Origin of the sequence: Pseudobacter sp., from assembly GCF_051955275.1 — a bacterium.
Lineage (GTDB): Bacteria > Bacteroidota > Bacteroidia > Chitinophagales > Chitinophagaceae > Pseudobacter.
Map to the genome: position 1 here is coordinate 1 of NZ_JBQCGW010000241.1, position 25,062 is coordinate 25,062.

Below are 25,062 nucleotides of genomic sequence, written 5' to 3' on the forward strand. Positions count from 1 at the left end.
AAAGAAGTGAGTCCTGCCAATCCAGCCTCCCTGCAGGTTTTTAACGGCATCAGTAATGGCCCTTCGTTGTACAAGGTTTTGTCTCATAACAGACCTTTTCAATTCAGGACCCCGGATTCCATAAAGAACAATCAGTTTAACTTATTGGTCAGTGCTTTTAGTATTTCTTCCCCTCCGCAGGACATTATGTTTTATTCAACCACTGACACCCTGCCCAAAGATGAACCACTGCTGAAGAGCAGTCTCAACCTGGAAAAAGGAGCCATGTATTCCATGTTCCTGTATGGTCCCAGGTCTGCGCCTGCATATCTGCTTCAAAAGGATGAGATTCCCCGTTTGAATGCAGGTGACAGTGTAGCGGTGATACGCTTCGCCAATCTCAGTGAGGAACAGGGTTTCAGCGTAAATCTGAAGGGCAATGCTTCCGGAAGTCTCTTTCAGGAGGTTGAGCAGTATTCGGTCACCCGTTTTGTTTCACTTCCTTTAATTAAGCCTTTGCCTTTTTACGAACTGGAGATCAGGGATGCTGTGTCCGGCGATCTGCTCCTTACTTATCAGATGCTTCATGTGGTGCAGGGCATTCCGCATTCCTGGCTGAGAATACCCTGTACGTTCGTGCTGACCGGGCAGCGCGGCGGTACAGGCGCGGCAGCACTTAAGCTGGTCAATATGAACCATCGTTAAACCTGGTGTTTCTCCCAACAAAAAAAATTATCCATTACATATATGAGTACAGTATTAAAAGTGGAGAACCTCTCCCACAGGTATTCCAGTGCCTGGGCTATCCGTGAAATCAACTTCGAGATCAATCAAACAGGAGTGGTGGGGCTGCTTGGGTCCAATGGCGCCGGCAAATCCACTACCATGAACATAATCTGTGGTGTGCTGAACCAGACCGAAGGTGATGTCTATATCAACGGTATCAATAAACGAGAAGACCCCCGGATGGTGAAACGGCAACTGGGCTTTCTTCCGCAAACAGCCCCATTATATACAGATTTCACCGTGAATGAGTTTCTGACCTATGCAGCAGACCTCCGTTTCATAGATAAAAAAAATGTGAAACAGGCCGTGGCTGAGGCAATGGAAAAAACCGGGATCACGCATTTCAGTTCCAGGCTGGTGAAGAACCTGTCCGGAGGTTATAAACAACGTGTTGGTATTGCACAGGCCATCATCCATAAACCCAGTGTTGTAGTGCTGGATGAACCTACCAATGGCCTCGATCCCAACCAGATCATTGAAGCGCGCAAGCTTATCAGGGAAATTGGTAATGATCATATCGTACTGCTGTCATCGCATGTGCTGTCCGAGATCAACCTGCTCTGCCGGGATATCATCATGATCGAGAATGGCAGGATCGTTTTCTCCGATTCCATGGATTCATTCAACAATTATCTCCAGCCAGCTTCCATACTGGCTACCATGGACAATCCGCCATCAGAGAGTGAGTTGATGAAGATCAGCGGCGTAACAAAAGTGGAGTACCTCACCGACAGACAGATGCGACTGTTCTTCAGCGGGAATAATGTAACGGAATTTGTGATAGCTGCCAGTATACAGCACCAGTGGCGCCTGCAGGAGATCTTCACCGAGAAATCTATGCTGGATGATGTATTCAAACAATTGTCCAGACAATCTTAAACCTTATTGCTATGAAAATAATTTTCAAAATAGCACGTGCTGAATTCAGAAACCTTTTCTTTTCGCCTGTGGCCTGGTTCGTAGTGCTTGTCTTCTATGTTTTTTGTGCCCTTATTTTCTTTACCGTTAATTCCAGGCTCACATTGTTGCAGGAAATGGTAATTGAAAGTCAGCCTGGCTGGACGGGTTTCGAGGGGCTTACCAACAGCCTGATGATGATGGTGATCCCTCAGTTCCTCAATTATACCTATATGTTCATTCCACTGCTGACCATGGGGTTGATGAACAGGGAAGTGACCAGTGGAACTATCAAGCTATTGTATTCATCTCCGATCAGGTCCAGGGAAATTGTATTGGGGAAATATCTTGGAATGGTATGGTTTAATTTCCTGCTTTTGCTCTCCGTTGGGCTGGTGTTGTCCATAGCATCCCTGACTATCAACAATGCAGAACATAACTGGCACCTGGCCATAATGTTCGCCCTTTTCCTGCTGATCAATGCCTATACAGCCATTGGGTTGTTCATCAGTTGCCTCACCAATTACCAGATCGTAGCAGCGGTGGTCACCTTTGCCGTTTTCTTTGTAATGGGCAGCCTGTCTGGGTTATGGCAGGATTATGATATCATCGGCGACATCACATATGCATTTTCCATGGGGGGCAGGGCTGAAAAGATGATCGGGGGGCTGATTTCCACCAGGGAAGTGATTTATTTTATTGTGATCATCCTCATGTTCCTTGGCTTTTCCCTGGTGAAGATCAAAAGCACACAGGAATCGAAGAAATGGACTGTTGCATTTTTCCGGTATTCTCTGGTACTGGTGGTAGCTGTTCTGATCGGTTATCTGTCTTCCAGACCGGGATACATCGGTTATTACGATGCCATGAAAAATAAGACCAATACGCTGCATCCTGTAGTACAGGATGAGGTCAGAAAGCTGGATGGGTCACCGGTGGTGGTAACGCTCTATACCAACCTGCTCCATGCTAATGTAACGGTGGGGCTTAAAAGATTCAGAAATGATTATTTCAATAATTTCTGGGAAAGGTTTATCAGATTCTATCCCAACCTGCAGTTCAGATATGAATATTACTATGGAGTGAATGAAGGAGATAGCTCCTGGTACAAGAAGTATCCCGGGAAAACACTGGAGGAAATAGCAGACCTGCAGGCAGAAGTGATGGGAGCGCGCAGGGCTGATTACAAAAAAGCAAGCGAGATGGATAATTATGAAGAACTGAAAAGCCAGTACCTGAAAGTGATCATGCAGTTGGAGTACAAGGGAAAGAAGGCCTGGCTGAGATTATATGAAGATACTTATATCTGGCCCCATCAGAACCATGTAGCTGCAACTCTCAGCCGGCTGACCAGAACAAAAGATTATCATGTAGGTTTTCTGACCGGTCATTATGAGCGGAGCCCCAATAATGCTACCCGGCGGGATTACGGTATTCATTTCAATATATGGAAAGACAGGAATGCATTTATCAACCTGGGCGTTGATTCGGATACACTGAATGCCTGGAAGCCGGTACCGGACAGTGTCGATATGCTGATGGTGGCGGATCCGAGGTCAGCATATGATCAGGCTGAGCTGGATCATATCGATCAATATATTCAGCAAGGAAGGAATGCAGTTATATTAGTAGAGCCTGCAAAAAAAGGGATTCTCAAGCCAGTGCTTGATAAGTTAGGTATACAAATCGAAGACGGTATCATCGTACGGCCTGATAAACATGAAATGCCTCATATCAGTTTGAACAGTTTTACAGATACTGGCAACTGGATGTCGAAAGAGAAAGCAATGGAATATTTTCAGTTATACAGGCTGCCCGGAGCAGTAGCCAACAATGAAGGTGCTGCAAACATCAGCTATACTGAGATCAACGGTTTTAGAGTTGAGCCCGTTCTCTTTCAGCGGGGGAATGAGGGTACCTGGGTGGAGAATGGGGTACTGGTAGTGGATTCAGCAGCGCCCGTATTCAATCCTGCAGAAAATGATTACCGGAAAGACCGGTATGTTACGGCTGTTAAGCTTACCAGGAAGATCAATAACCGGGAACAAAGAATAGTAGTGGCCAGCGATGCCGATTTTATGAGCATTCCCAGGATGTCCCATTCCAGTCACGGACTTGCCTTATACAGTTGGGCGCTGGATAACAAATACCCGATCTACGTTAATTTCAGGCAAAGCGAGGACAGGTTGTTCCGGATCGGAAGCAAAACAGCTAAAGCCCTGTACAACATCTTCGTTTATGGTATTTCCGGTTTGTTACTGATCTCTGCCATCATTCTGCTTATTCGCCGGAAAAGAAAATAGCACCTCGCTGAATAAAAAAATACCAGACAATGTTCTTACAAACGGATGATCAAACGATTGAAGACCTTCGGCTATTTGCCAAAAAGGAACAAAAAGGCATTTACGATATCTATAACAATACAGCTACAAGAGGCGGTGAACTGCTGCTGGAACAGATGTTCCGAAATCCGCTCTCTGATCTGGACGCCATCAGCAGAAGGACCGGCATTATTGCTTCTTTTGCTGAATTGAGAACTTCTTTTCCTTTCGATGCAGCTTTGCTGGATAACGTAGAGAAGTACTTGTCCTACGATAAAGAGAACAGCAATACTCCGCATACACGTATGGGAGAAAAGGAGATACAATCAGGTGTTACAGCCATTATCAGCCTTTTTTACCATATGCGTGAGTTCCTGGAAAAGGGGGATATTATAAAAGTGCAGGGACTGAAAAGGGAAAGAATAGCCATGATAAACGCTCTTGAAGCCCCTGCACTTATTCCCATTTTTTCAGAGAAGTCAAAAACAAAGCTCTCATATGCGGCACTCACGGCTTTCGATATTCTGATGCGTGTGAAGGAACGGCAGAAAATAACTGATGTGCTGACATTCATCTACCAGCTGGATGTACTCATTTCTGTTGCTGATGTGGCAGTGAAAAGGAATTTTGTATTTCCGGTTGCAAGGCCCAAAGGGAGTAATGTCATCAGGATTGAAGGAGTGTTCCATCCTGAAGTGAAAAAACCTGTGGCCAATAGTCTCTGTATGGATGCCAGCAGGTCTGTTGTTTTCCTCACCGGGGCCAATATGGCTGGTAAGTCTACTTTCCTCCGCAGTTTAAGTACCGCCATTTATATAGCACATATGGGATTCCCGGTGGCCGCAAAGTCTGTGGAATTCTCGGTGATGGATGGCGTTTATACTACCATCAATCTGCCGGATAACCTCGGCATCGGCGCCAGCCATTTCTATGCAGAAGTGCTGAGGGTAAAAAAGATGGCCACTGAACTCGGGGCAGGAAAATCACTCTTCGTGCTCTTTGATGAATTGTTCAGGGGAACGAATGTGAAAGATGCACACGAAGGCACTGTAGCTATTATCAAGGCTTTTGCAGGAAAGAAGAATAGCCTCTTTATCATCTCCTCCCATATTGTGGAGGCTGGCGAAGAATTGAAGCAAAAACAGAATATTGGATTCTATTACCTGCCTACCCGTATGAAAGGAACGGTTCCTGAGTATACGTATACGCTTGAAAAGGGTATCACAGATGACCGTCATGGAATGATCATCATCCGCAATGAAGGTATACTGGAAACCCTGGCCAGTGGCAAAAAATCCGAGTAAGCAATATCAATTATGCATTCAAAAAAAACATATGAATTTTACAATAGACCGGCAGTCGCTTGATGAGTTGAACCTGATGGGAAAGTTCCGGCAGGGCTCTGTTTACTTTCTCTTCAACCAGGTACAGACGCGCGTAGGAGAGCAGTTGCTGGATCAGTTATTCAAGACGCCGCTGACGGATGCTGATGCCATTATAAAACGAACAGCTGTTTTTCGTTTTTTTCAGGAGGAAAGATTCAGCTTTCCTTTCGATCCCAACCAGGTGGTGCTGATGCGTGAATATGTGGATGCCGGTGCAGCAACGGGGGCGCTGCAAACCTTTGCGGGGATACTGTACAAGAAAACATTGTCCGCTCTTACGCGCGATGAACGTTTCAAGGCCATTATCCAGGGATTGCAGGCGAGCATCGTAACGCTGAAGAAATGTCAGGAATTTGTTACTGAACTGGTTGAAAAGAAGGGACCCTGGCAGGATAGGGCAAAGGTCATTCATCAGGTGCTGCAATCAATGGAATTGAAAAAGTTGGTGGCTACCAATATTTACGGGTCTATGACTGTAAGCACAATTGCTGCCTATGATCATTTGCTGAAGAACACGCTTAGTGTTCAGATAAAAGATATCCTTGAATTCATTGCTGAACTGGATGTGAACATTGCTGTTGGAAAAGTGGCTGCCGCAAGGGGGCTGAGTTATGCAAAGCCTTTTCCCAAAGAAGCCAATTGTTTAAAAGCCGTTGATCTTAAACACCCCTGTATAGATAATGCTGTCGGCAATAATATAGAGATGCTATTAAACAGCAATGTGATCTTTCTTACCGGGGCCAATATGGCTGGTAAGTCAACCTGGATGAAATCGATCGGAATTGCCTTGTACCTGGCTCATATTGGTTTTCCGGTAGCTGCCAGATCCATGGAGTTTTCTATACGGGAAGGTATTTATTCCAGTATCAATGTGGCCGATAATATTGCATTGGGGTATAGTCATTTTTATGCGGAAGTGGTACGTGTTAAAAACGCCGCAGATGCTACCTGCACCGGAAAGCACCTGCTGCTGATGTTCGATGAATTGTTTAAAGGAACCAATGTCAAAGATGCTTTTGACGGCACACTGGCAGTTACAAGGGCCTTTTCGGAATATATGAACTGCCTGTTCATTGTGAGCACCCATATTATTGAAGTAGGGGAAGCGCTCAGGGATAAAAATAATATTCAGTTCACCTTCATGCCAACCGTGTTGAAAGGATCGGTGCCGGAATATACTTATCGTCTGGAACAGGGAATCACTGAAGACAGGCAAGGTATGATGATCATCAGGAATGAAGGAATTCTTGAACTGATAGGGGACTGATTTATTTACTTAACTACGTAACCAAGATTGTAATGAAAATTATATACAAGATCGCCAGAGCTGAGCTCAGGACCTTATTTTACTCACCGGTAGCATGGGTTGTTATCATTGTGTTCTTTGTTATCTCTGGAATGCAACTGGTGAATCCCCTGATGGAGCATGCCAGAATCCAGGAAGCAATACTTACCAACAGCCCTTCATGGGATGGCTTCAAGGGGCCACTTACCCTTGAAATGTTCTTAGGCACTTTGACCTCTGTGTACGACTACCTGTACTTATTTATTCCTTTGCTAACGATGGGCGCCATCGGCAGGGAAGTAAATACAGGAACCATCAACCTGTTGAGCTCTTCACCTGTTAGGGTTAGGGAGATCATTGCTGGAAAATACCTGGGATTGCTGGCATTCAACCTGATATTGTTGTTGTCTGTTGCCTTGCTGTTGATCACAGGATATTTCAGCATCGAACATGCAGAATTAAAATGGTTCATGAGTATGCTGCTGGGTTTCTTTTTATTATCCAGCGCTTACCTGGCTATCGGCCTCTATATTTCCTGTCTCACCAGCTATCAGTTGTTTGCTGCCCTGCTCACTTTTATAGTGTTCTTCCTGATGAGTGTAGCAGGATCCATATTCCAGCAGTATGATCTTGTGCGGGATATCACTTATTTCCTGGGAATGGCTGGCAGGTGTGAAACATTGCTGGGAGGGCTGATCACCACCCGGGATCTGTTCTATTTTTTACTGATCATCCCCTTGTTCCTGGGACTGGCAATGATCAGGCTGAAGAAGAAACAGGAATCCAGAAAATGGACGGTGTCTTTTGGAAGAAACCTTGCACTGATAGCAGTGATCCTTACACTGGGATATTTTTCATCGAGGCCAGGTTATGTGGGCTATCTGGATGTAACCCGCGATAAGCTGAATACGCTCGATTCTGCCACGCAGGCTGTACTGAAGGAAATGGATGGATCTCCACTTACAGTAACGCTCTACACTAATCTGCTTGGAGCAAACAGCATGTATGGCACACCTGATGCAAGGAATAATTACATCTGGAAATTCTGGGACCAGTATGTCCGTTTCTACCCAAATATCAAATACAGGTACGTTTTGTATTATGATATCAAGGATGATGACCACTCCTTCGATCAGTTGTTCCCCGGGAAAACCAAGCTGCAGATTGCTGAACGTTTTGCCGAACTCAGGAACCTGCCGATCGAATGGTTTACTAAACCCGAAGAAGCACGTAAGATGATCGACCTCTCGAGAGAAACGGATATCATGATCATGGAGCTGGAGTATAAAGGAAAGCGCTCGAAGCTGAGGACCTTCGATTCCCGCATATGGCCTACAGAATCGAATGTTTCTGCAGCTGTCAGAGGAGTGGTCCGGCCAGGTCTTCCGAATGTGATGTTTACAACAGGACATTATGAACGCAGTCCATGGCGGAATGGGGAACGTGAATATGGTATGCATACTACTTTTCCCAGAAGTCCGATTTCACTCATTAACACAGGCTTCTATTCAGACACCATTTCAATCCTCCGGAATGAGATACCCGACTCTACCAGCATACTGGTAGTGGCAGATCCTAAATCCGCCCTCGATACCATGGAACAGCGGAAGATCCTTGATTATATCAGGAAAGGCGGGAATGCACTTTTCTATGCAGAACCCGGCAAACAGCAAATACTCAACCCTGTGCTGAATCAGCTGGGTGTAAACCTGGAGAATGGGATTGTTGTACGTCCCGGGAAAAATATATCACCGCATGAAGTGTACGGTATCATGAATCATGCTGGCAATGTTATGGCAAGGGAGGCCTCGATGCAAGCCTGGCTAAAATATAGAAAACTTGGGGGGTGGTCTGTTTTTAGTGGAAGTTCCATCATCAGCTACCTTGAAAAAGATGGATTCAGGATAGAACCCATTGTGAATGCAAAGAAGGATGGAAAGATGTGGATAGAGAATGGAATATACGTGTGGGACTCTGCTGCACCGGTTTTTACTGCCAGTGAAGGAGATATTCAACGGGATAATTATGTGCTGGCCGTTAAACTGTCACGCATTCTCAATGGCAGGGAGCAGCGTATTGTGGTAACCGGTGATGCAGATTTTATGAGCCCTAAAAGCTCGAATGGGAACACAATTGCAAGCGGTCTTTATAGCTGGCTGGTGAACAATGAATATCCTGTTTATACCAGATTTGTTTACCCAATGGATGTTAAACTCACAATTAGTAAGAATACCGGTATCGGCATCTGGTACACTTTCGTATACATTCTTCCCGGCATGCTGCTTGCCTCGGGTATAATCCTCCTGATAAGAAGAAAAAGAAAATAAACACGTTAACCCCCTATAAAAGAAGGATCGCTTCCCAATTAGCGGTCCTTTTTTATTATTTACCGGTACTGCGAAGGCGGCACTCCAAACTCCCTCTTAAACGCATATGAAAAATGCACTAAACTTGAATATCCCAGCTTGCCGGACACGGAGGCGATAGACTCACCTGCCTGTAACGCTTCCTTCGCCGTCTGCATATTCCTTTCCTGATAATAGCGGAAGATCGTTCTTGTAAATGGACCAGGGCATTCAATGCGTGTAAGCTCTCCGGCTGCAATGACCATGATTGTCCGCCAAACATAATTTGACGGCTGCTTTCCAGGTTGAACTGGTCTTTCCATTTCAGCGGGAGTGGAGTCTTGTTCTTGATCAGACAGTTTGCTTTTTTGAATTAAATAAAGGAAGGAACAATTACATTTTCTTTTGATACCATTTGCAGCTTTGGCCCTTTGAAGCAAAAGAAAAGGGAGATGGTGTAGTCCCCGCTGATAGTCCAGCCGGGTGCGGATCCGGACTTGAAACGATTATGGTAAACCTGGAAATTCCGGTTGGTGAATAGGGGGATTGCCGTCTGCATCATCCGGCTAAATAAAGCGGAAATTCTGAATTATTTCTAATGCGTAATTACTCCGGGCACATCGGAGCAGGCCTATGAGGAGCAAAGAATAGATCGGTGCTGGTCACTGGTGATGGGAGTGTCCGGAGCATAGGGATATGTCCGAAAAACAGACGGTAGATTAAGTATTCCGTTATGACGTATTTTCGCGCCACAGAAAATAATACCAATGTTATTGAATCAATACCCACTGACCGACACCCTTTTCGTATTTGCACTCGATGCAGAAGCAGGTGAGCATTTCAATAGCGTCAACAAACTCATCACCGGTGTGGGTAAGGTCAATGCCGCCTTTGAGCTTACAAAAGCCATCTGTAAACTTCGTCCAAAACTCATCGTAAATCTCGGATCCGCCGGAAGCAATCATTTCAACAGGGGAGAACTTATCTGCTGCACCAGTTTTGTGCAAAGGGATATGGATGTGCGAGGACTGGGCTTTCAGTTGTATGAAACCCCTTTCTCCAATATGCCTCCCGTACTGGCGCATGGGCTGAAGTTTGAAGGCATTCCCGAAGGGATCTGCGGAACAGGTGACAGCTTTGAAATGGCGCATGCCGCTACGGCCTATAACCTGGTAGATATGGAAGCGTTCCCGCTGGCCATGATCGCACAAAGGGAAGAGATCCCGTTTCTCTGCCTGAAATATATCTCTGACGGAGCAGATGGCGGCGCAGCCGACGAGTGGAATGTACATGTACACAAAACGTCAAAGGCCTTCAGCGAGCTGTTGCTGATTGCAAACCTGAGCAGGATCTTACCGTAATTGTGGAGTAATATCGGCAGGAACAGGCAATTAAGTTAAACATTTTACTGGCATCAGGTTACTACTGATGAGGCGGGAGCATTGAATATTTCACTCCCTTACAAAAATTACCAGTAATGCAAGCCGAGCGGGAACTGACAGGGACCGAACTGGCCGAAATGCTGAACAACAGTAGTATCGACCGTATCATGGCTATCAACCCGGATTATAATATAATAGCCTGGAACAGTACTTCAGAACGGATAGCAGGTATTAATAAAGATGATATCCTCGGAAAAAATTTACTGGATGTTTTCCCTGCCTTTGCTGAGGATATGGAAATGATGACAGCCATCAGGCATGCTTTTTCAGGCAGATCAGGATTTGTTCCTGCACAGGCACAGCGCTTCAATCGCCATTATTTCGAAAATCATTTCATACCGCTCAGGAACAAATATGGGGAAATTGCGGGTGTGATGAATATCATGCACGATGTAGCTAATCGTATCCGGGTTGAACAGGAATTGCAGCAGCTAAATATCATGCTTAACCGAAAATTCAGGGAGTTGGAAAGAGCTAGTGATGAACTGGCCACTGTTGCTTATATCACTTCGAGAAATATCCGCGAGCCATTGAAGCATGTTTACTCTTCCATTGAATTGCTGATTACCCATGAAGGACAGGTGATGTCTGACGGTGGTAAGGCAAACCTTCGCCGGATCCAGGCTTCCCTCAACAGAATGAATTTATTACTCGAAGATATTTCCACGCTATCCGGAATTACCCAGCCTGAGGAAACTCCGGAACCTGTAGATCTCAACCTGGTATTGCAGGAAGTACTGCAAAAACTGGCCAATAAAATAATTGTGCTTGATGCAAAGATAGAGGTATCCACTTTACCAGTGATAACAGGCTATAAACACTTGCTCCATAATCTATTTGAATACCTGGTTACCAATGCCATCAGGTTCCGTAATTCGGATCGTCGCCTGCAACTTTCCATCACCAGCACAGACACGGATCTCAACGTGAAGGCGCCAGCCGGTGCCACACAATATAAATACAGCAGGATCAGCTTCATCGATAATGGAAGAGGCTTTACCCGCGAGGATGCAGCCAGTATGTTCCTGCTGAAGATAATACTGCAGGCGCCCATGTGTCCGGTGCAACATTGGCTGTCTGCCGAAAGATCATGATGTTACATGAAGGTTTGATAGAAGCCGAAGGCTGGCCTGGTTCCGGCGCAGCCTTTCACTGTTTTTTCTTGAATAACATAAATGAGTAATTTATTCTTTTGGTGGATATGATCAAATAAGTTAATTTCAACCAACAAAGGGCACTACTACGCCTTTTTGTATTTACATCTCTCCCGATCCGCTTACAGCCTCCTTTCATTTGAATAATGTTTGGTACAATGCTGATTATAACTGGGTATTCATTTCCCTATGCTATCGGTATATTATCAGCGATCACCCGGCTGTTCTTCGTCCGAAGAAAATGGATCAGTGATTCCCGGTACACTCTATCCATCAAATAACCATTGATCATGCAAAGACTTATTCTACTCATTGACGACGACATCGATGAATATTTTATCCTCGACCAGGCACTGCAGATTTCCGGTATGCCGTATATATGCATTTGGGCAGAGAATCCTGCAAAAGCAGTGCACCTGCTGAAGCATATTGCACCTGACCTGATCCTGATTGACTTTAATATGCCAAAAATGAATGGCATTCAGTGCCTCACTGAGATCAGAAAAATGAATAAGATCACTGATGTGCCGGTACTCATCTACTCGAATGGCATCGATGACAATATCCGCAGGCAGGCATATGCCTATGGGGCATCCTGTCTGGATAAAGGATCCATCGATCAAACTATTCATTGCCTCTCCGGTTTTTTAGGAGATAGGAAAGTATTGCTCGCTGCCGGATAATTCATCCTGAATATCTTTTGTATACTTTCCTGAACCATTCAGGGCAGTTCCTAATTTCCAATCTGCTATCTTTATGCTGTAAAAAACAGTTTATTGATACTGAGACCCCTGCATAACGAGGCATATCTGCTTGAACAGGTTTCCCAAAGCCATGAACCGGCTTTCAGGAAACTCTATGATGGCTATTCCCCCGGTATTTATGCGGTAGCACTCCAGCATCTGAAACTGCCACAGCTGGCAGAAGATGTTGTGCAGGTTGTTTTCCTCAGATTATGGGAAACCCGGTCGGAGCTTGGTTCGATCCGGAATTTCTCTTCCTGGCTTTTTATTCTGGCCCGTAATACAATCATCAACTCCTTACGTAAGCAGGGTAGCCATGATGCCTATGTGAAGTACCTGAAAGAAAGAATGGAAACGGTAACGGAAAGTCCTGAATTGTTCATCCTGAAAAAAGAACAGGTGGCGTTGGTGCAGCAGGGGATTGCCCGGCTCAGTATTCAGCAACGCACTGCTATCACCTTGCAGCGTGAAGAAGGCCTGAGCTACGAAGAGATCGGGCAGCGCATGGGCATTGCCACCAATACGGTGCGGGTGCACCTGTATAAAGCCATGGAATCCCTGCGTAATTATATACTAGCCAATAGCCCCAACAGTACGGTGGTGGCCTGTTTGCTGCCCCTGATTTTACTGGATCCCAACTTTTTTTAAAATATTTTTTGAACACGCTAATACTTTCTGGCTGGTAGCGCGACTTTATATTATATGCCAACACCCTCTGCCTCATTTGATGAACTGATCAACCGCTTCGTAGCTGATAACCTGCAGCCCGGAGAAGTGGAGCAATTCTTTGTGTTCCTTGAAGATGAAGGGTTCCGTGAGCGCTATGGCAACAAGGTGGAACAGGATATTCTTAAGAATGAGTGGGAGGGGTGGAAGAATGAACAACAATCAGACCTGCTGTACCAGCAGATACTCAAGGCAGGTGGGATCACGCAACAGGCGCCGGTTGTGATGCACAGAACGCATTTCCTCAGAACCGCCTGGTTCCGCTATGCAGCAGCCATTGTTTTACTGCTTGTTGGCGCAGGAGTATTCTTTTTGCTTAAACCAGATGCTCCTGCCAGACAGCTGGTAGTAAACAAAACGGTAACAGACAGTATTGTAATGCCCGGCAGCAACAAAGCCATGCTTACCCTCTCAAACGGGCAAAAAGTGGAATTAGGAAAAGCAGGCAGCAATGCTATCCGTGATGGTGAAATTTCCATCGCCAACCAGGAAGGACAACTGATCTATACCAGCAATTCCGCCATAGAGCAGAATGCTTTCAATACCATCACAACGCCCAATGGCGGTATGTTCCAGCTGTTGTTGTCCGATGGTACCAAGGTATGGCTCAATGCCGCCAGCAGCATCACCTATCCTGTAGTGTTCAACGGAGCAAGAAGAGAAGTGAGCATCACCGGCGAAGCCTATTTTGAAGTGAAGCAGCATAAGGATAAACCCTTTGTAGTGAAAACGCCTGATGAAGAGATCCTGGTACTGGGCACATCTTTCAATGTGAACAGTTACAAGGATGAACCGGGCACCAGAACATCCTTGCTGGAAGGCGCTGTAAAGATCAATAATACTATCCTCAAACCCGGCCAGGCCTGGTCGGGAGGCGAAGTGGCCGACACTGATATCCGTCAGGATATTGCGTGGAAAACAGGTTATTTCGATTTCAATAAACTACCATTTGATCAGGCTCTTCGCCAGTTGGCCAGGTGGTACGACGTAAGCATTGTATATGAAAACGGAATTCCCCGCGAAGGATTAGCCGGGAGAATGGAGCGCAACCTGACTTTGAACGATGCATTAGGCGGTCTGGATGGCACTGTGGCCACATTCCGGCTGGAAGGTAAAACAGTCCATGTGACTGCCATATTGAAGTAGAACCTCATCTTACTGTTTCTCTGTAGTATAGCCATAAATATGCTATACCGAAAAAAACCGGGAATGATTGGACCCATCCCCGGTGAACGTTTCGGGATAGTGTTGAAAAACCATTGTCGCAAGTTTATTCATCAACCCAAAACTGTTACAAAAGTATGTTATTGACTGCTTATTGTAACCGGTGGGCTTCTGCTTTCTTGAAAAACCGGCAGAGGCCTCTCTGGTTCATCACCAAAACCCTGCGAGTTATGAAGTTAACCGCAATGCTGCTCTTGATCTGTGGTTTGTCTCTGAGTGCAAAAACTTCTTCCCAGACCATCACTTACTCCGGTAAGGATGTAACAATGGAAAAAGTGTTTGCAGCCATTGAAGCACAAACAGGCTATGTTGTGGTTGGAAGCGCCAAAACAATCAAAAGCTCAGAACGTGTTACACTGCAGGTGTCTCAAATGGCCCTCGCATCTTTCCTCGAACTGTTGCTGGAAAAGAAACCCTTTGATTTCGAGATCAGGTCTAAGACCATCTTCATCAAAGAAAAAGCACCGGCAAAGCTCATCAGTCTTTCTCCTTTGTTTTCGCCTCCTCCCGTATCAGGCATGGTACGCGATGCGGAAGGAAATCCATTATCCGGCGCCACCGTTAAAGTGAAGAAAAAGAATATCACCACCGTTACCGATGCAGAGGGACGTTTTACACTTTCTGCCAGTGAGGGTGATATCCTCATCATCAGTTATATCGGTTATGATACCAAAGAATATAAAGTGGTGCGCGGTCAGAATGTACTGATAGCCCTCACACGTGCCAACGTGGAACTGGAACTGGCCACTGTAGTGGTGAATACCGGTTATCAGCGCATCTCCAAAGAACGTGCTACCGGCGCTTATGATGTAGTCAATAAAGACATGATCCAGAAACGCCCTGTCTCCAACGTGTCCACCGCATTGCATGGCCTGGTGCCCGGTATGCAGGGCAAGGAGAAATCAGATGGTACGTTCAACTTCCTCATTCGCGGCACCAGCTCCATGTATGCCGATGCCAAACCGCTGGTGGTAGTGGATGGATTCCCTGTAGCCGATACCAGTTTCACTACTATCAATCCGAATGATATAGAATCTATTACTGTATTGAAAGATGCTGCCGCCGCTTCTATCTGGGGCGCCAGGTCTGCCAATGGCGTGATTGTGGTCACTACCAAACAGGCCAGATCAGGACAGGGACTGAAAGTGGAACTGAATGCCTTCACCAGGATCGGAGATATGATAGACCTTGGCCAGGTAACCAGAACCGCTACCACACAGGATTTCATCAGGTATGAAGAACTGGCCTGGAAGAATAACTGGACGCTCAGTAAGTTCAGCGGCTCCTTCAACCAACTGCGCACTTCGCTCACCCTGGCGCAGGAACTGCTTTATGCCAATGAAACGGGTAAGATCACAACGGATGCCATGAACCGCGGTCTAGATAGCCTCCGTGGTATCGACAACAGGGCACAGATCAAAGACCTGCTGCTGCAACGCCCCGTGCTCAGCCAGTACAATATCAATATCTCAGGTGGTACTGATAAACTGAGAAGCCTCGCTTCCTTCATGTTCGAAAATAACAAGGATGGATATGTAGGCAATCAGTACAAACGCTTCATGCTTAATTTCAATAACCAGTACAGGCACACGAAATTCCTCAGCTTCTTTCTGAATGCTTCTGTTCAGTATACTGATCAGACTTCCAGTGGCGCCACTGTTTCTGAACTACAGCAGTTATCGCCTTACGAGACCCTGCTCAATCCTGATGGTTCTTATAGTGTGAATCTGAATGGGATCAACCGCCAGTTGTTCGGTACGCTTCCTGCCAAGTCCCTTCCTTATTCAGACTGGAGCTATAACCTGCTTCGCGAAGTAAGAGGCAGGGAGTTCAGTACAGAGGATCTCAATGCCCGTATCCAGCTGGGTATGTCCATCAATATCATGAAAGGACTGAGCTTCGATTCCAAACTTCAATATGAAAGGCGTAAAACGGATTACATGAACTATTACAGCGAGAGCACTTTCTTCGCGCGTGATATGATCAACTATAATATCGATTACACACCGGCCACACAAACGGTGAATAAGGTATTCCTGCCGAAAGGCGGCATTCAGACGCCGCGACAGTTCGGTAATAACTGGATCAACAATACCACTAATGAAAGCTATGTGTTCCGCAATCAGCTGAACTTCGACCGTAGTTTCGCCAGGAAGCACCAGGTTACCGCCATTGCCGGTTTTGAGGTTTCGCAGTATGAAGTGGACAATATCGCCAACCCCTGGCTGTACGGTTATTATCCTGATAAACTGCAGAGCTCTGTTCCTCCTTTTGGGTATGGCAGTCCCGGTAATACTTTCAAAAATATCACCGGCAGCACAGGTGTAACGCTGCAGGGCGGCAACCCTGTGATCGGCTGGGGGCTCGACAGGTATGTTTCTTTCTATGGTAACGCTGCTTACACTTATATGGGGAAATATACTTTGTCAGGAAGTGTAAGGGGAGATGCGTCCAACTACATCACGGATGATCCCACCCTGCGCTGGTCGCCATTCTGGTCTGTTGGCGGCGCCTGGAACCTTCAAAGGGAAGAGTTCTTCAAGAGCCTCGACTTCCTCAATGCCCTTACCCTCCGCGCTACCTACGGCAGAAATGGAAATGCGGAAAAAGGAACATCCACCAAAACATTGCTGGCGGTTGGTACATCAGTAAATACAACTACCGGCACCATCACTGCCACCATTTCCGATTATGGAAATCCTCTGCTGAGATGGGAAAAAACAACCACTACCAATCTGGGACTTGATTTCGCACTTTTCAAAGGAAGACTGACCGGTAAGATCGATTACTATAAAAAGAATGGTTCAGACCTGGTAGGATTGGTAACCCTGGCAGCCGCCAATGGTACTACCAGCCAGAAGTTCAACAATGCCAAAATGGTGAACAATGGGATCGAGTTGTCTTTGGGTACACGCGTGGAAATCCCAGGTCTGCCTGTTGAATACCAGACCATGGTCACTTACGCATACAACAAGAACGAGATCACAGATCTTTTCTATCCTGCCATTTACGGATTCGATATGCTCAGTGGAAATGCATTTGTGCAGGGCCGTCCCATTCAACCCGTGTACTCTTACACTTACCTGGGTATGAAAGATGGAGAGCCCTGGGTGGCCGGCGTAAAAGGTACTCCCAACAGGTTTGATGATCTGGCATTGCATAACAGGGGGTTGGGCCTTCAGTACCTGAACTATGAAGGCACTGCCATTCCTCCGCATACAATGAGCTGGCTCAATACATTCAGAGTGTACAATTTCGGATTGAATGTGCTGTTCACCGGCACCATGGGTGGAAAGTTCCGTAACCCTATTTTCAATTACGCCACTACAATCGGAGGCGGCAAAACCTTTGTTGACAAATTTGTGTCGGAGGTATTTGCAGGCAATCCTGATATTCCTTCTTTCCCTCAACCGAATGACCCCGGTACTTATCGCTGGGACAGGTATGCACCCAATCTGGCGGGACTGGTGGAAAGTTCTTCTTACATAGAATGTAAAGAGATCATGCTGGATTACACTTTTCCTAAAAAGATCACCAGCGCTGTGTCCCTGCAAGGTATCCGCGTGTATGCACAGGCCAGGAACCTGGGACTGGTGTACAGGGCCAACAGCAGGGGATTCCATCCCGACTGGCTGCCCGGAACCAACCGTCCGCTGAGGACCATTACACTGGGATGTAATATTCAATTCTAAAATCGGAGAACCATGAAGAAGATTCATTTTATCATATTGATGTCGGCCGTTCTGATCACTACAGGCGGTTGCAAGAAATACCTGGGTGAGCCCTCCAAAAAGCTAGCTACCATAGAAACGGTGGAGCAGTTGGAAGCCCTGCTGAACAATGCCGGCAGGTTTGTTCAGGAAAACAATTACACGGCAACTTATTCAACAGACGATACGGAAATTCCTAAAGAAGCTTATAAAAACAATGCAGGACAGTTCACGCCTGAAGCGCTTTATTTCTACCTTTTCACCAATGACCAGGTAGCTAACAATATTGCGTCTGATGGTCTCTGGACTGCCGAGTATAATAAGATTTTTACAGCTAATGTGGTGATCACAAATATCGATAAGGCAACAGGAGATGATGCCCTGAGGCAGCGTGTGAAAGCCGATGCTTATTTTGTGCGTGCTTATTCTTACTGGCTGCTGGCCAATTACTATTGTCTTCCTTATTCCGATGCCAATGCCAATGCAAAAGGGCTGCCGTTGAAAGTAAGCACTGTGTTCACGGAATCACTGGTGAGGGCTACGTTGAAAGAAACCTATGATTTCATCCTGGCGGATATGGCAGAGGCTGCAAAAACTCCCATCAATGATGTAGACCCCAAATTGCCATGGCGCGCCAGCAAAAAGGCCATAGCAGCATTCATGAGCAGGTACTACCTCTTTGCCGGCAACTATGATAAAACCATCGAGCAGGCTGATATTGCACTGGCTTCTTCTTCCGTGCAGCTGAAGGATTACAAGACCCTGGCGGCAGGCACTCCGGTGAGTTATGCAAGCCCGGCTGTTACCATCAATTATTCAGAACTGAATGACTGGACGGCCACTAAATATTACTACTGGCCTGAATTCTACTTCCTTCGTTTTACGTATACGCCCGGCTGGTGGTTCCTGCCCAGTACTTCACTGGTGAATTTGTATGATCAGAGCAATGACCTTCGATATAAATGGTTCATGTTCCCACAGGGTGGCAGGTATTTCAGTCCGGGTACAGCAAATCTGTACCGCTATCAGATCTTTCAGACGGGAAGTCTGCTGCCTTCCGGACCAACCATTGCAGAAGTACTGCTGAACAAGGCTGAAGCACAGGCGCGTAAGGATCAGCCTGGTGATGCCATGATCACGGTGAACCTGCTCCGCGATAAACGCATGAGTACATCCATGCCGCTCACTGCTGCCAGTAAAGTGGAAGCCATTACCAAAGTGCTGGAAGAGCGCAGGCGGGAACTGCCCTTCGTTACACGCTGGTATGATATCCGCCGTTTCAGTGTGAATGATTATCCGGCCGATGATGTAACCATCACCAGGGATTTCTTCCAACTCAATAATAATGTAGTGAACACGGATGTTCCTCAAACCTATTCATTGCCTGCAGGTTCCAGGCGTTATGCGGTCCCTATCAACGGGGTGGAGATCGGCGCCAGCAGGAACCAGATTGAACAGAACGATTACAACAATTAAATATTAGCTCATGAAAAAGACCATGCTTGCCGGTGTGATCACCGGCCTGTTGATCCTGCCTGCTGTTAGCGAAAGCTATGCGCAGCGTAAAGAACCGGTGCCGGCTGATGCTGCAACAATCGCAGCCTTGAAAAAGGACGTGGAGAAATACCCCGACAGCCTTCCGCTGCACAATGATTATATCAAAGAGATGACCCTGACCAATCCCGGCCTCAAACCTCAGTATGAAGCCTGGATGAAAAAATATCCTGCCAATTATAAAATACCATTAGCCATCGGTACTGCATTGTACAATAGAGAAGAACCGGCTGCAACTCCTTACCTGAAGAAGGTAGTGGCCATGAAACCAAAGCTGGCGGAAGTATGGCAGATGCTGAGCATCGATGCGGAGCGTTGGGGGAATGAGAAAGCGGCACATGAGTATATGGGCAAAGCAAAAGCAGCTGCTCCCAATGATCCATCCTATGCTTTTTATTATGCAATGGATTTTGAGCATACAGATCCTAAAAAATGGAGAGAAGAATTGTATGCACTGGCAAAGCGTTTTCCTGAGAGTGAGCGTGGAGCACAGGGATTATACTGGCTGGCTGCCAGGTCAACGGATAAAGCAGAGAAGTTCAAAGTGAACGAGCAACTGATCGCGGCTTATGATCCTTTAAAATTCAACTGGTCTTCCAGCGGCGCTTCCGGACTGTTTGATCTTTATGTGAGTGAGGGTATGTACGATAAAGCGGCTTCCCTTGCTGATAAAATGAAATCAAAAGAATCATGGGCATCGCAGGTGGCACTGGCTTCCTCCCTGTTGAAACTGAAGGCACTGAAAGAGGCAGGCAAATGGAATGAAGCGCAGGTCATGATCAAAGAGGTGAAAGTGCCGCGTTATTCCGGTGCTGCTGAATATCTCAACCTGCTGAAAGCGGAGATTGCCGATGCTTCAGGTAATACCAGAGCTGCGTATGACAGTCTGCTGGTATTATTTGCCAAAACCCCTTTACCTGATACAAAGGCTGCAATCGGTAAATATTCTTCTAAACTGGGACTAAGTGCATCACAGGTAGATACTGATATTGCAGCGGCCATGAAGAAGAACACTTACCAGGCACCGCCGTTCAGCCTGGATATGTATACCGAAAAACGAAAAGCATCCCTGGAAGAGTATAAAGGAAAAGTAGTGTTGCTTACTTTCTGGTTCCCGGGTTGCGGTCCCTGCCGTGGTGAGTTCCCCCATTTCCAGGAAGTGGTGAATAAGTATGATAAGTCTGATCTGGCATATATCGGTATCAATGTGTTTCCTGAACAGGATGATTATGTGGTGCCGTTCATGAAAGGGACAGGGTATACTTTCACACCTCTGCGTTCAACCAACGAATGGGCGTCTGAAGTGTACAAGGTGCGCGGACAGCCTACCAATTTCCTGATAGATAAAGAAGGGAATATTGTTTATAGCAATTTTATGATCAATAGTAATAATCAGCAGATGCTGGAACTGATGATTGAATCATTGCTGAACAAGTCCCGGGGTTTATAATCATTCAAATGTGTACAGCAAGGAGGGCGTCTCAGAGTTTTCTGAGGCGTCACCTTCCCTGGTAAATGTAAAGTACCCTGGATTTTGAATTTCTACAGGGTACTTCTTCAGAAAAAAAATTATGGATTGACCTGCATCACCTTGATCCCATCCTCTGCTCCGCCCACCATTACATATCCACCATCAGCTGTTGCAACAGTACCTGATACTCCATGCAGCATTGTGCTGTTGAATACAGCTTCTTTCTTGCTCATAATGCTCAGGTCAGATTTTAGTCGTACCGTGTATCCCGACTGCTGACTGTTCAGTTGGTAAGAACCAGATAATGCGTACCCGCCATTTTGTAAGGCGATCAGGGAAGCAGAATGTATAAGCCCTTCCTTTTCAATGAAGAGCTTTTTGCCGCCAACAGGCTGCATGTCCGTATTCAACAACATGCAGTATGACTGGTTTTTACTTCCCACTCTTTCAACACCCGATACAAGGTAGCCATCAGCTGTGGCAAGTACAGATTGAGCATCACCATCTTTTTCGGATGAATAGCTGCCCACCCAATTAAGAGCGTTCGTGTATTTGTATACCACGGATTCTCCGCTTTCATATCCGGCCACAATAACAGATCCATCAGCGGCTACTTCTATATCGTTTATAAAATTGAATACATAAGAATCAGCTCCTACCTGTCTGAGGTCAAAGTCGTATTTCTTCAGTTTATTCCTGAAGGATGAATTGTCTGAACTGGAAACAGATACAACGAAGCCATCCCGGGTAGTGGCAATTACATCCGCGTAATCCCTGAAACCGGTTCCATAATCGATCACTTTCTGGTTTATTATTACGAAGCCTGCAGAAAGAGTAGCAATATATGTGTTCAGATTACTGGAGTTGTTGGGATCCCTTCCATTGACGGCAATTACATACCCACCGCCGGCAAGCGTATCGATACCTGCTATCCAGCCTTCAGCAATCAAACTTGTAGTAACTGAATGCTCAGAGATCACACTGCCATCAGTTTTAGAGATCTTCATGAAATGCAGCTTATTGTTCTTCTCTCCGGCCAATACCAGTTCGTTGTTACGGGCAACAAATTCCCTCGCTCCAAAAGTGGGGACGGTTTTCGTCCATTCCACCAACCCCTTTTGGTTAACAGTCACTGTAACGCCCTGATGACCTGCAGCCTGAACCTGCAGAGAAGCGGTGCGGAGCGCAATCGTGGCGTTGGTGTCTACTCTCAGTTCAATACTGGCATCCCCGGAGCCACTGGTAACGCTGGCAGAGATCCATTCCGGAAGGCCACTCAGGCTCCACTCTCCATTACTGGAAATACTTAGTTGTGATTTGCCGCCAGCAGTGGCCAACTCAACTGTTGGCTGGCCAACAGCAAGGTTGATATCTTTATCTTTCTTACATGCTATGAACAAACCTGAAAAAGTAAATAATACAATTGCTGCCCATCGATTTTTAGCCGGTAATAACATACAATATTTTCGCCTTTTAACGAGCCGCTTTCGTAATACGTATTCAGATTCGGGTGAGCCCGCTCTTCTGCAGTAATAACCATGGAAAAAGGCGGATGAAAGGCTGTGACAGAATTGGGGCTGACGGTTTTTTACTTCTGTGGGAATGTTCCCGGAGAAAGGGAACATTCCCACCAAAAATACCCTTCTCCTTCCACTTCCCTCCATCCCTTTTTTCTGTTTCTTGTTGGCATAACGAATTGCCAATGAAAAAAACTATCCTCAACCTCTTGTTGGCGTTTACCACTGCCAACTGCTTTTCCCAGGCATTCACTCCCGGAAATTTTATAGTCGTAAGGATCGGCTCCGGTGCTGAACCCCTCGTAGCAGGAAAAGCCCAATCGGTTTTTTTAGATGAGTACAACCCTTGCGGAGATCTGGTCAGATCCATTCCTATGCCTATTGCAGTGAATGGTGCTAATAAAAGACTGACCCTGCCCATTTCCACCACCGATTACACGGAAGGGTATATCAGCCTGTCACAAGATGGCAGCCTGCTGGCCCTCGGCGGCTACGATGCCGATACCGGAACAACCTCCGTTTCAAGCTCCACATCTACTGCAGTGAAAAGGGTAGTGGCCATCATCGATCACAATGCCAGCGTAAACACCAGTACTGCACTCACAGCCTTCAGTGGCCAGGCCATCCGTGCCGCTGTGATCGAAGGCTCCGGTATCTGGACCAGCGGCGGTTCCGGCGGCGTGATGTATACCACGCTCGGTGGCACCACGCACACGCAACTCACTACCACCACGGCACGCAACGTAATGGTGATCGATGGACAACTCTACGCTACCTCCACATCAGGCTCTTTGCGCATTACCAAAGTTGGCACCGGCCTTCCTGCCACAACCGGACAAACCATGGTGAACCTTCCCGGTGTGCCCACCGCAGGAAGCCCTTACCAGTTCTTCATGATCAATGCCGGTTCAGGTAACGATGTATTGTATGTTGCCGATGACAACCAGCTGAAGAAATATTCTTTGTCTGGCGGGTCATGGGTAAGCAATGGCGCTATCGGGGCTTTATCTGACAAGTACAGGGCGGTAACAGGCCAACTCAATACCAGCGGCGATGTTGTGATCTATGCTATCAGGAGAAATGATAACGCCACCAATGCAGGTGGAGAAATAGTCACGCTTACAGACAATACTGGTTATAATGCCAGCTTTGCTGCACTTGTTCCCAGAGTGATTGCAAAGTCCAATGATTACAATGTTTACAGGTCCATCATCATGGCCCCAGAAGCGGCATCACCCAGCCTGTTATCAAATTCGGCAGATGCGCCTGCGCAGCTGCAACTCACGCCCAATGCGGCGAGGGATAATGTGCTGGTAACTTTCAGCAACAAACAACTGACCAATGCCAGCATCGTGATCACCAATCCGGCTGGTCAGGTAGTGAAGAGAATTGAAGGCTCTAACATCCAGGCTGGCCAGGTGAATATTGATGTTTCAGGCCTGATGAAAGGCGTTTATTATGTTACCCTCAATGGCGGTAAAAAGCCAGAGACGAAGAAGTTGCTCAAGTTGTAAACGCTGATGAAATAAAATTGCTCATATCTTTAAAGTATACCGGTTATGCAAAGGTTATTCTTCCTGTTATTTTTTATCGCATCCACACTGCATCTTCAAGCCAGGCAGCTTCCTGAACTGAAGCCTGTCCTGGATGCACAGGCTGGCAGCTCCGTGATCAATATCCCTGCGGGCACTTACCTGCTGAACAATATGACCTACGGTGCTTACCAGTTCAATGGCCTCAATAATGTAGAGGTGAGAGGCAATGGCTCCACCATCATCTGCAATTCACAGGAACTGGCATTCCGTTTCCTGAACTGCACCAATATCACGGTAAAGGATCTCTCTATCGATTATGATCCGCTCTGCTTCACGCAAGGTGTGATCGTTGCAAAAGACCCTTCCAACCTCTGGTTTGAAGTGGAGATAGATCCCGGCTACCCGGTAGACAATGTGCGCAATACCCGTGTACAATTCTATGATGCCGCTACGCGCCAGCTCAAACGCAACAGCATCACCACGGGTGAAGGACATTACAGTTCCTTCTCCAGGATCGGGACCAGCCGCAGGTTCAGGCTCAATAAGAACGCCGCCTGGGTAGCCTTTGAGAAAGTTGGGGACCTGGTAGTGCTGGATGTGGTGAGCACCAAAGCAAATCCTGCTGCACACTGCTTCATGCTGGAGAAATGCACCAATGCCACTGTGCAGGATGTGAACATCTATGGTTCCAATAGTTTCTCTTTTTTTGAGCGTGATTGCAAAAGCTCTCACTTCAATCGTTGCAAAGTAGGCAGAGGTTCAATGCCTGCCGGCATCCCTGCCAGGCTGCGTTCTGGTAATGCAGATGGCATTCACAGCAGTCTCGCCAGCCAGGGCCCGCTGATCGAAAACTGTGATGTGAAACACAATGGTGATGATTGCATCGTAGTGGTTGGCCGTTCATTCCCCGTATGCAGGATCGACAGCCTGGCGAAGACCATGCACGTGATCAGCAGGGAAGGGCTTCCCATCTTCTATGTAGGTGAGA

Annotated in this window: 18 protein-coding genes; 16 read left to right on the top strand and 2 right to left on the bottom strand. The window is 46.5% G+C overall.

The features are described 5' to 3' along the window. The 6 genes from ACTHMC_RS20955 to ACTHMC_RS20980 form a co-directional block, all read left to right on the top strand. A partial coding sequence (locus tag ACTHMC_RS20955; RefSeq protein ID WP_440416103.1) for a hypothetical protein occupies window positions 1–684 on the top strand: 684 nt, incomplete at its 5' end. Between the two features lie 42 nt (window positions 685–726). Continuing rightward, window positions 727–1,644, top strand: coding sequence for an ABC transporter ATP-binding protein (locus tag ACTHMC_RS20960; RefSeq protein ID WP_440416105.1), 918 nt, complete (start codon window positions 727–729; stop codon window positions 1,642–1,644). A gap of 11 nt (window positions 1,645–1,655) precedes the next feature. Next, window positions 1,656–3,965, top strand: a complete 2,310-nt coding sequence (locus ACTHMC_RS20965) for a Gldg family protein (RefSeq protein ID WP_440416107.1) — start codon at window positions 1,656–1,658, stop codon at window positions 3,963–3,965. 29 nt (window positions 3,966–3,994) lie between these two features. Then, on the top strand, window positions 3,995–5,287 hold the full coding sequence (locus ACTHMC_RS20970; RefSeq protein ID WP_440416109.1) for a MutS-related protein: 1,293 nt from the start codon (window positions 3,995–3,997) through the stop codon (window positions 5,285–5,287). A 31-nt stretch (window positions 5,288–5,318) separates the two neighbouring features. After that, window positions 5,319–6,635, top strand: a complete 1,317-nt coding sequence (locus ACTHMC_RS20975) for a MutS-related protein (protein WP_440416111.1) — start codon at window positions 5,319–5,321, stop codon at window positions 6,633–6,635. 32 nt (window positions 6,636–6,667) lie between these two features. Next, a complete protein-coding gene (locus tag ACTHMC_RS20980) occupies window positions 6,668–8,980 on the top strand; it encodes a Gldg family protein (protein ID WP_440416113.1) in 2,313 nt (770 codons plus the stop codon). A gap of 59 nt (window positions 8,981–9,039) precedes the next feature. Here the strand turns inward: ACTHMC_RS20980 and ACTHMC_RS20985 are convergent, their stop codons facing one another. Beyond that, the gene (locus ACTHMC_RS20985) at window positions 9,040–9,264 is read right to left on the bottom strand and encodes a helix-turn-helix domain-containing protein (protein ID WP_440416115.1); all 225 of its coding nucleotides are present in this window, start codon (window positions 9,262–9,264) and stop codon (window positions 9,040–9,042) included. Between the two features lie 501 nt (window positions 9,265–9,765). Between ACTHMC_RS20985 and ACTHMC_RS20990 the strand changes: the two genes are divergently transcribed. From ACTHMC_RS20990 to ACTHMC_RS21025, 8 genes are all read left to right on the top strand, one after another. Continuing rightward, on the top strand, window positions 9,766–10,359 hold the full coding sequence (locus ACTHMC_RS20990; RefSeq protein WP_440416117.1) for a phosphorylase family protein: 594 nt from the start codon (window positions 9,766–9,768) through the stop codon (window positions 10,357–10,359). A gap of 116 nt (window positions 10,360–10,475) precedes the next feature. After that, entirely contained in the window at window positions 10,476–11,534 is a 1,059-nt protein-coding gene (locus ACTHMC_RS20995) for a sensor histidine kinase (protein ID WP_440416119.1), read from the top strand. 350 nt (window positions 11,535–11,884) lie between these two features. After that, window positions 11,885–12,277 carry a response regulator gene (locus ACTHMC_RS21000; RefSeq protein WP_440416121.1) on the top strand — a complete coding sequence of 131 codons (393 nt, stop codon included), beginning with the start codon at window positions 11,885–11,887 and terminating at the stop codon, window positions 12,275–12,277. Between the two features lie 93 nt (window positions 12,278–12,370). Continuing rightward, window positions 12,371–12,985 (top strand): RNA polymerase sigma factor, encoded by a 615-nt coding sequence (locus ACTHMC_RS21005; RefSeq protein WP_440416123.1) that lies wholly within the window; start codon window positions 12,371–12,373, stop codon window positions 12,983–12,985. 54 nt (window positions 12,986–13,039) lie between these two features. Further along, the gene (locus tag ACTHMC_RS21010; protein WP_440416124.1) at window positions 13,040–14,209 is read left to right on the top strand and encodes a FecR family protein; all 1,170 of its coding nucleotides are present in this window, start codon (window positions 13,040–13,042) and stop codon (window positions 14,207–14,209) included. Between the two features lie 248 nt (window positions 14,210–14,457). Continuing rightward, entirely contained in the window at window positions 14,458–17,979 is a 3,522-nt protein-coding gene (locus ACTHMC_RS21015; RefSeq protein WP_440416125.1) for a SusC/RagA family TonB-linked outer membrane protein, read from the top strand. Between the two features lie 12 nt (window positions 17,980–17,991). Continuing rightward, complete coding sequence (locus tag ACTHMC_RS21020; protein WP_440416126.1) at window positions 17,992–19,473, top strand: RagB/SusD family nutrient uptake outer membrane protein; 1,482 nt, start codon at window positions 17,992–17,994, stop codon at window positions 19,471–19,473. Between the two features lie 10 nt (window positions 19,474–19,483). Continuing rightward, on the top strand, window positions 19,484–21,001 hold the full coding sequence (locus tag ACTHMC_RS21025; protein WP_440416127.1) for a redoxin domain-containing protein: 1,518 nt from the start codon (window positions 19,484–19,486) through the stop codon (window positions 20,999–21,001). Window positions 21,002–21,120: 119 nt separating this feature from the next. Here ACTHMC_RS21025 and ACTHMC_RS21030 read toward each other — a convergent pair whose 3' ends face one another. Continuing rightward, entirely contained in the window at window positions 21,121–22,422 is a 1,302-nt protein-coding gene (locus ACTHMC_RS21030; protein ID WP_440416129.1) for a BACON domain-containing protein, read from the bottom strand. 302 nt (window positions 22,423–22,724) lie between these two features. Between ACTHMC_RS21030 and ACTHMC_RS21035 the strand changes: the two genes are divergently transcribed. Both ACTHMC_RS21035 and ACTHMC_RS21040 read left to right on the top strand, forming a co-directional pair. Beyond that, window positions 22,725–24,053, top strand: a complete 1,329-nt coding sequence (locus tag ACTHMC_RS21035) for a T9SS type A sorting domain-containing protein (protein WP_440416130.1) — start codon at window positions 22,725–22,727, stop codon at window positions 24,051–24,053. 45 nt (window positions 24,054–24,098) lie between these two features. Then, the coding region (locus ACTHMC_RS21040) for a glycosyl hydrolase family 28 protein (RefSeq protein WP_440416132.1) at window positions 24,099–25,062 on the top strand (964 nt) is incomplete at its 3' end.

Excerpts from the sequence above, each read along its gene's own strand:
- ACTHMC_RS20985 (WP_440416115.1), bottom strand. The coding sequence starts at position 9,264 with ATGGTCATTGCAGCCGGAGAGCTTACACGCATTGAATGCCCTGGTCCA.
- ACTHMC_RS20965 (WP_440416107.1), top strand. The coding sequence starts at position 1,656 with ATGAAAATAATTTTCAAAATAGCACGTGCTGAATTCAGAAACCTTTTC.
- ACTHMC_RS20995 (WP_440416119.1), top strand. The coding sequence starts at position 10,476 with ATGCAAGCCGAGCGGGAACTGACAGGGACCGAACTGGCCGAAATGCTG.
- ACTHMC_RS21035 (WP_440416130.1), top strand. The coding sequence starts at position 22,725 with ATGAAAAAAACTATCCTCAACCTCTTGTTGGCGTTTACCACTGCCAAC.
- ACTHMC_RS20975 (WP_440416111.1), top strand. The coding sequence starts at position 5,319 with ATGAATTTTACAATAGACCGGCAGTCGCTTGATGAGTTGAACCTGATG.
- ACTHMC_RS21000 (WP_440416121.1), top strand. The coding sequence starts at position 11,885 with ATGCAAAGACTTATTCTACTCATTGACGACGACATCGATGAATATTTT.
- ACTHMC_RS20980 (WP_440416113.1), top strand. The coding sequence starts at position 6,668 with ATGAAAATTATATACAAGATCGCCAGAGCTGAGCTCAGGACCTTATTT.
- ACTHMC_RS21020 (WP_440416126.1), top strand. The coding sequence starts at position 17,992 with ATGAAGAAGATTCATTTTATCATATTGATGTCGGCCGTTCTGATCACT.
- ACTHMC_RS20970 (WP_440416109.1), top strand. The coding sequence starts at position 3,995 with ATGTTCTTACAAACGGATGATCAAACGATTGAAGACCTTCGGCTATTT.
- ACTHMC_RS21010 (WP_440416124.1), top strand. The coding sequence starts at position 13,040 with ATGCCAACACCCTCTGCCTCATTTGATGAACTGATCAACCGCTTCGTA.
- ACTHMC_RS20990 (WP_440416117.1), top strand. The coding sequence starts at position 9,766 with ATGTTATTGAATCAATACCCACTGACCGACACCCTTTTCGTATTTGCA.
- ACTHMC_RS21015 (WP_440416125.1), top strand. The coding sequence starts at position 14,458 with ATGAAGTTAACCGCAATGCTGCTCTTGATCTGTGGTTTGTCTCTGAGT.
- ACTHMC_RS20960 (WP_440416105.1), top strand. The coding sequence starts at position 727 with ATGAGTACAGTATTAAAAGTGGAGAACCTCTCCCACAGGTATTCCAGT.
- ACTHMC_RS21025 (WP_440416127.1), top strand. The coding sequence starts at position 19,484 with ATGAAAAAGACCATGCTTGCCGGTGTGATCACCGGCCTGTTGATCCTG.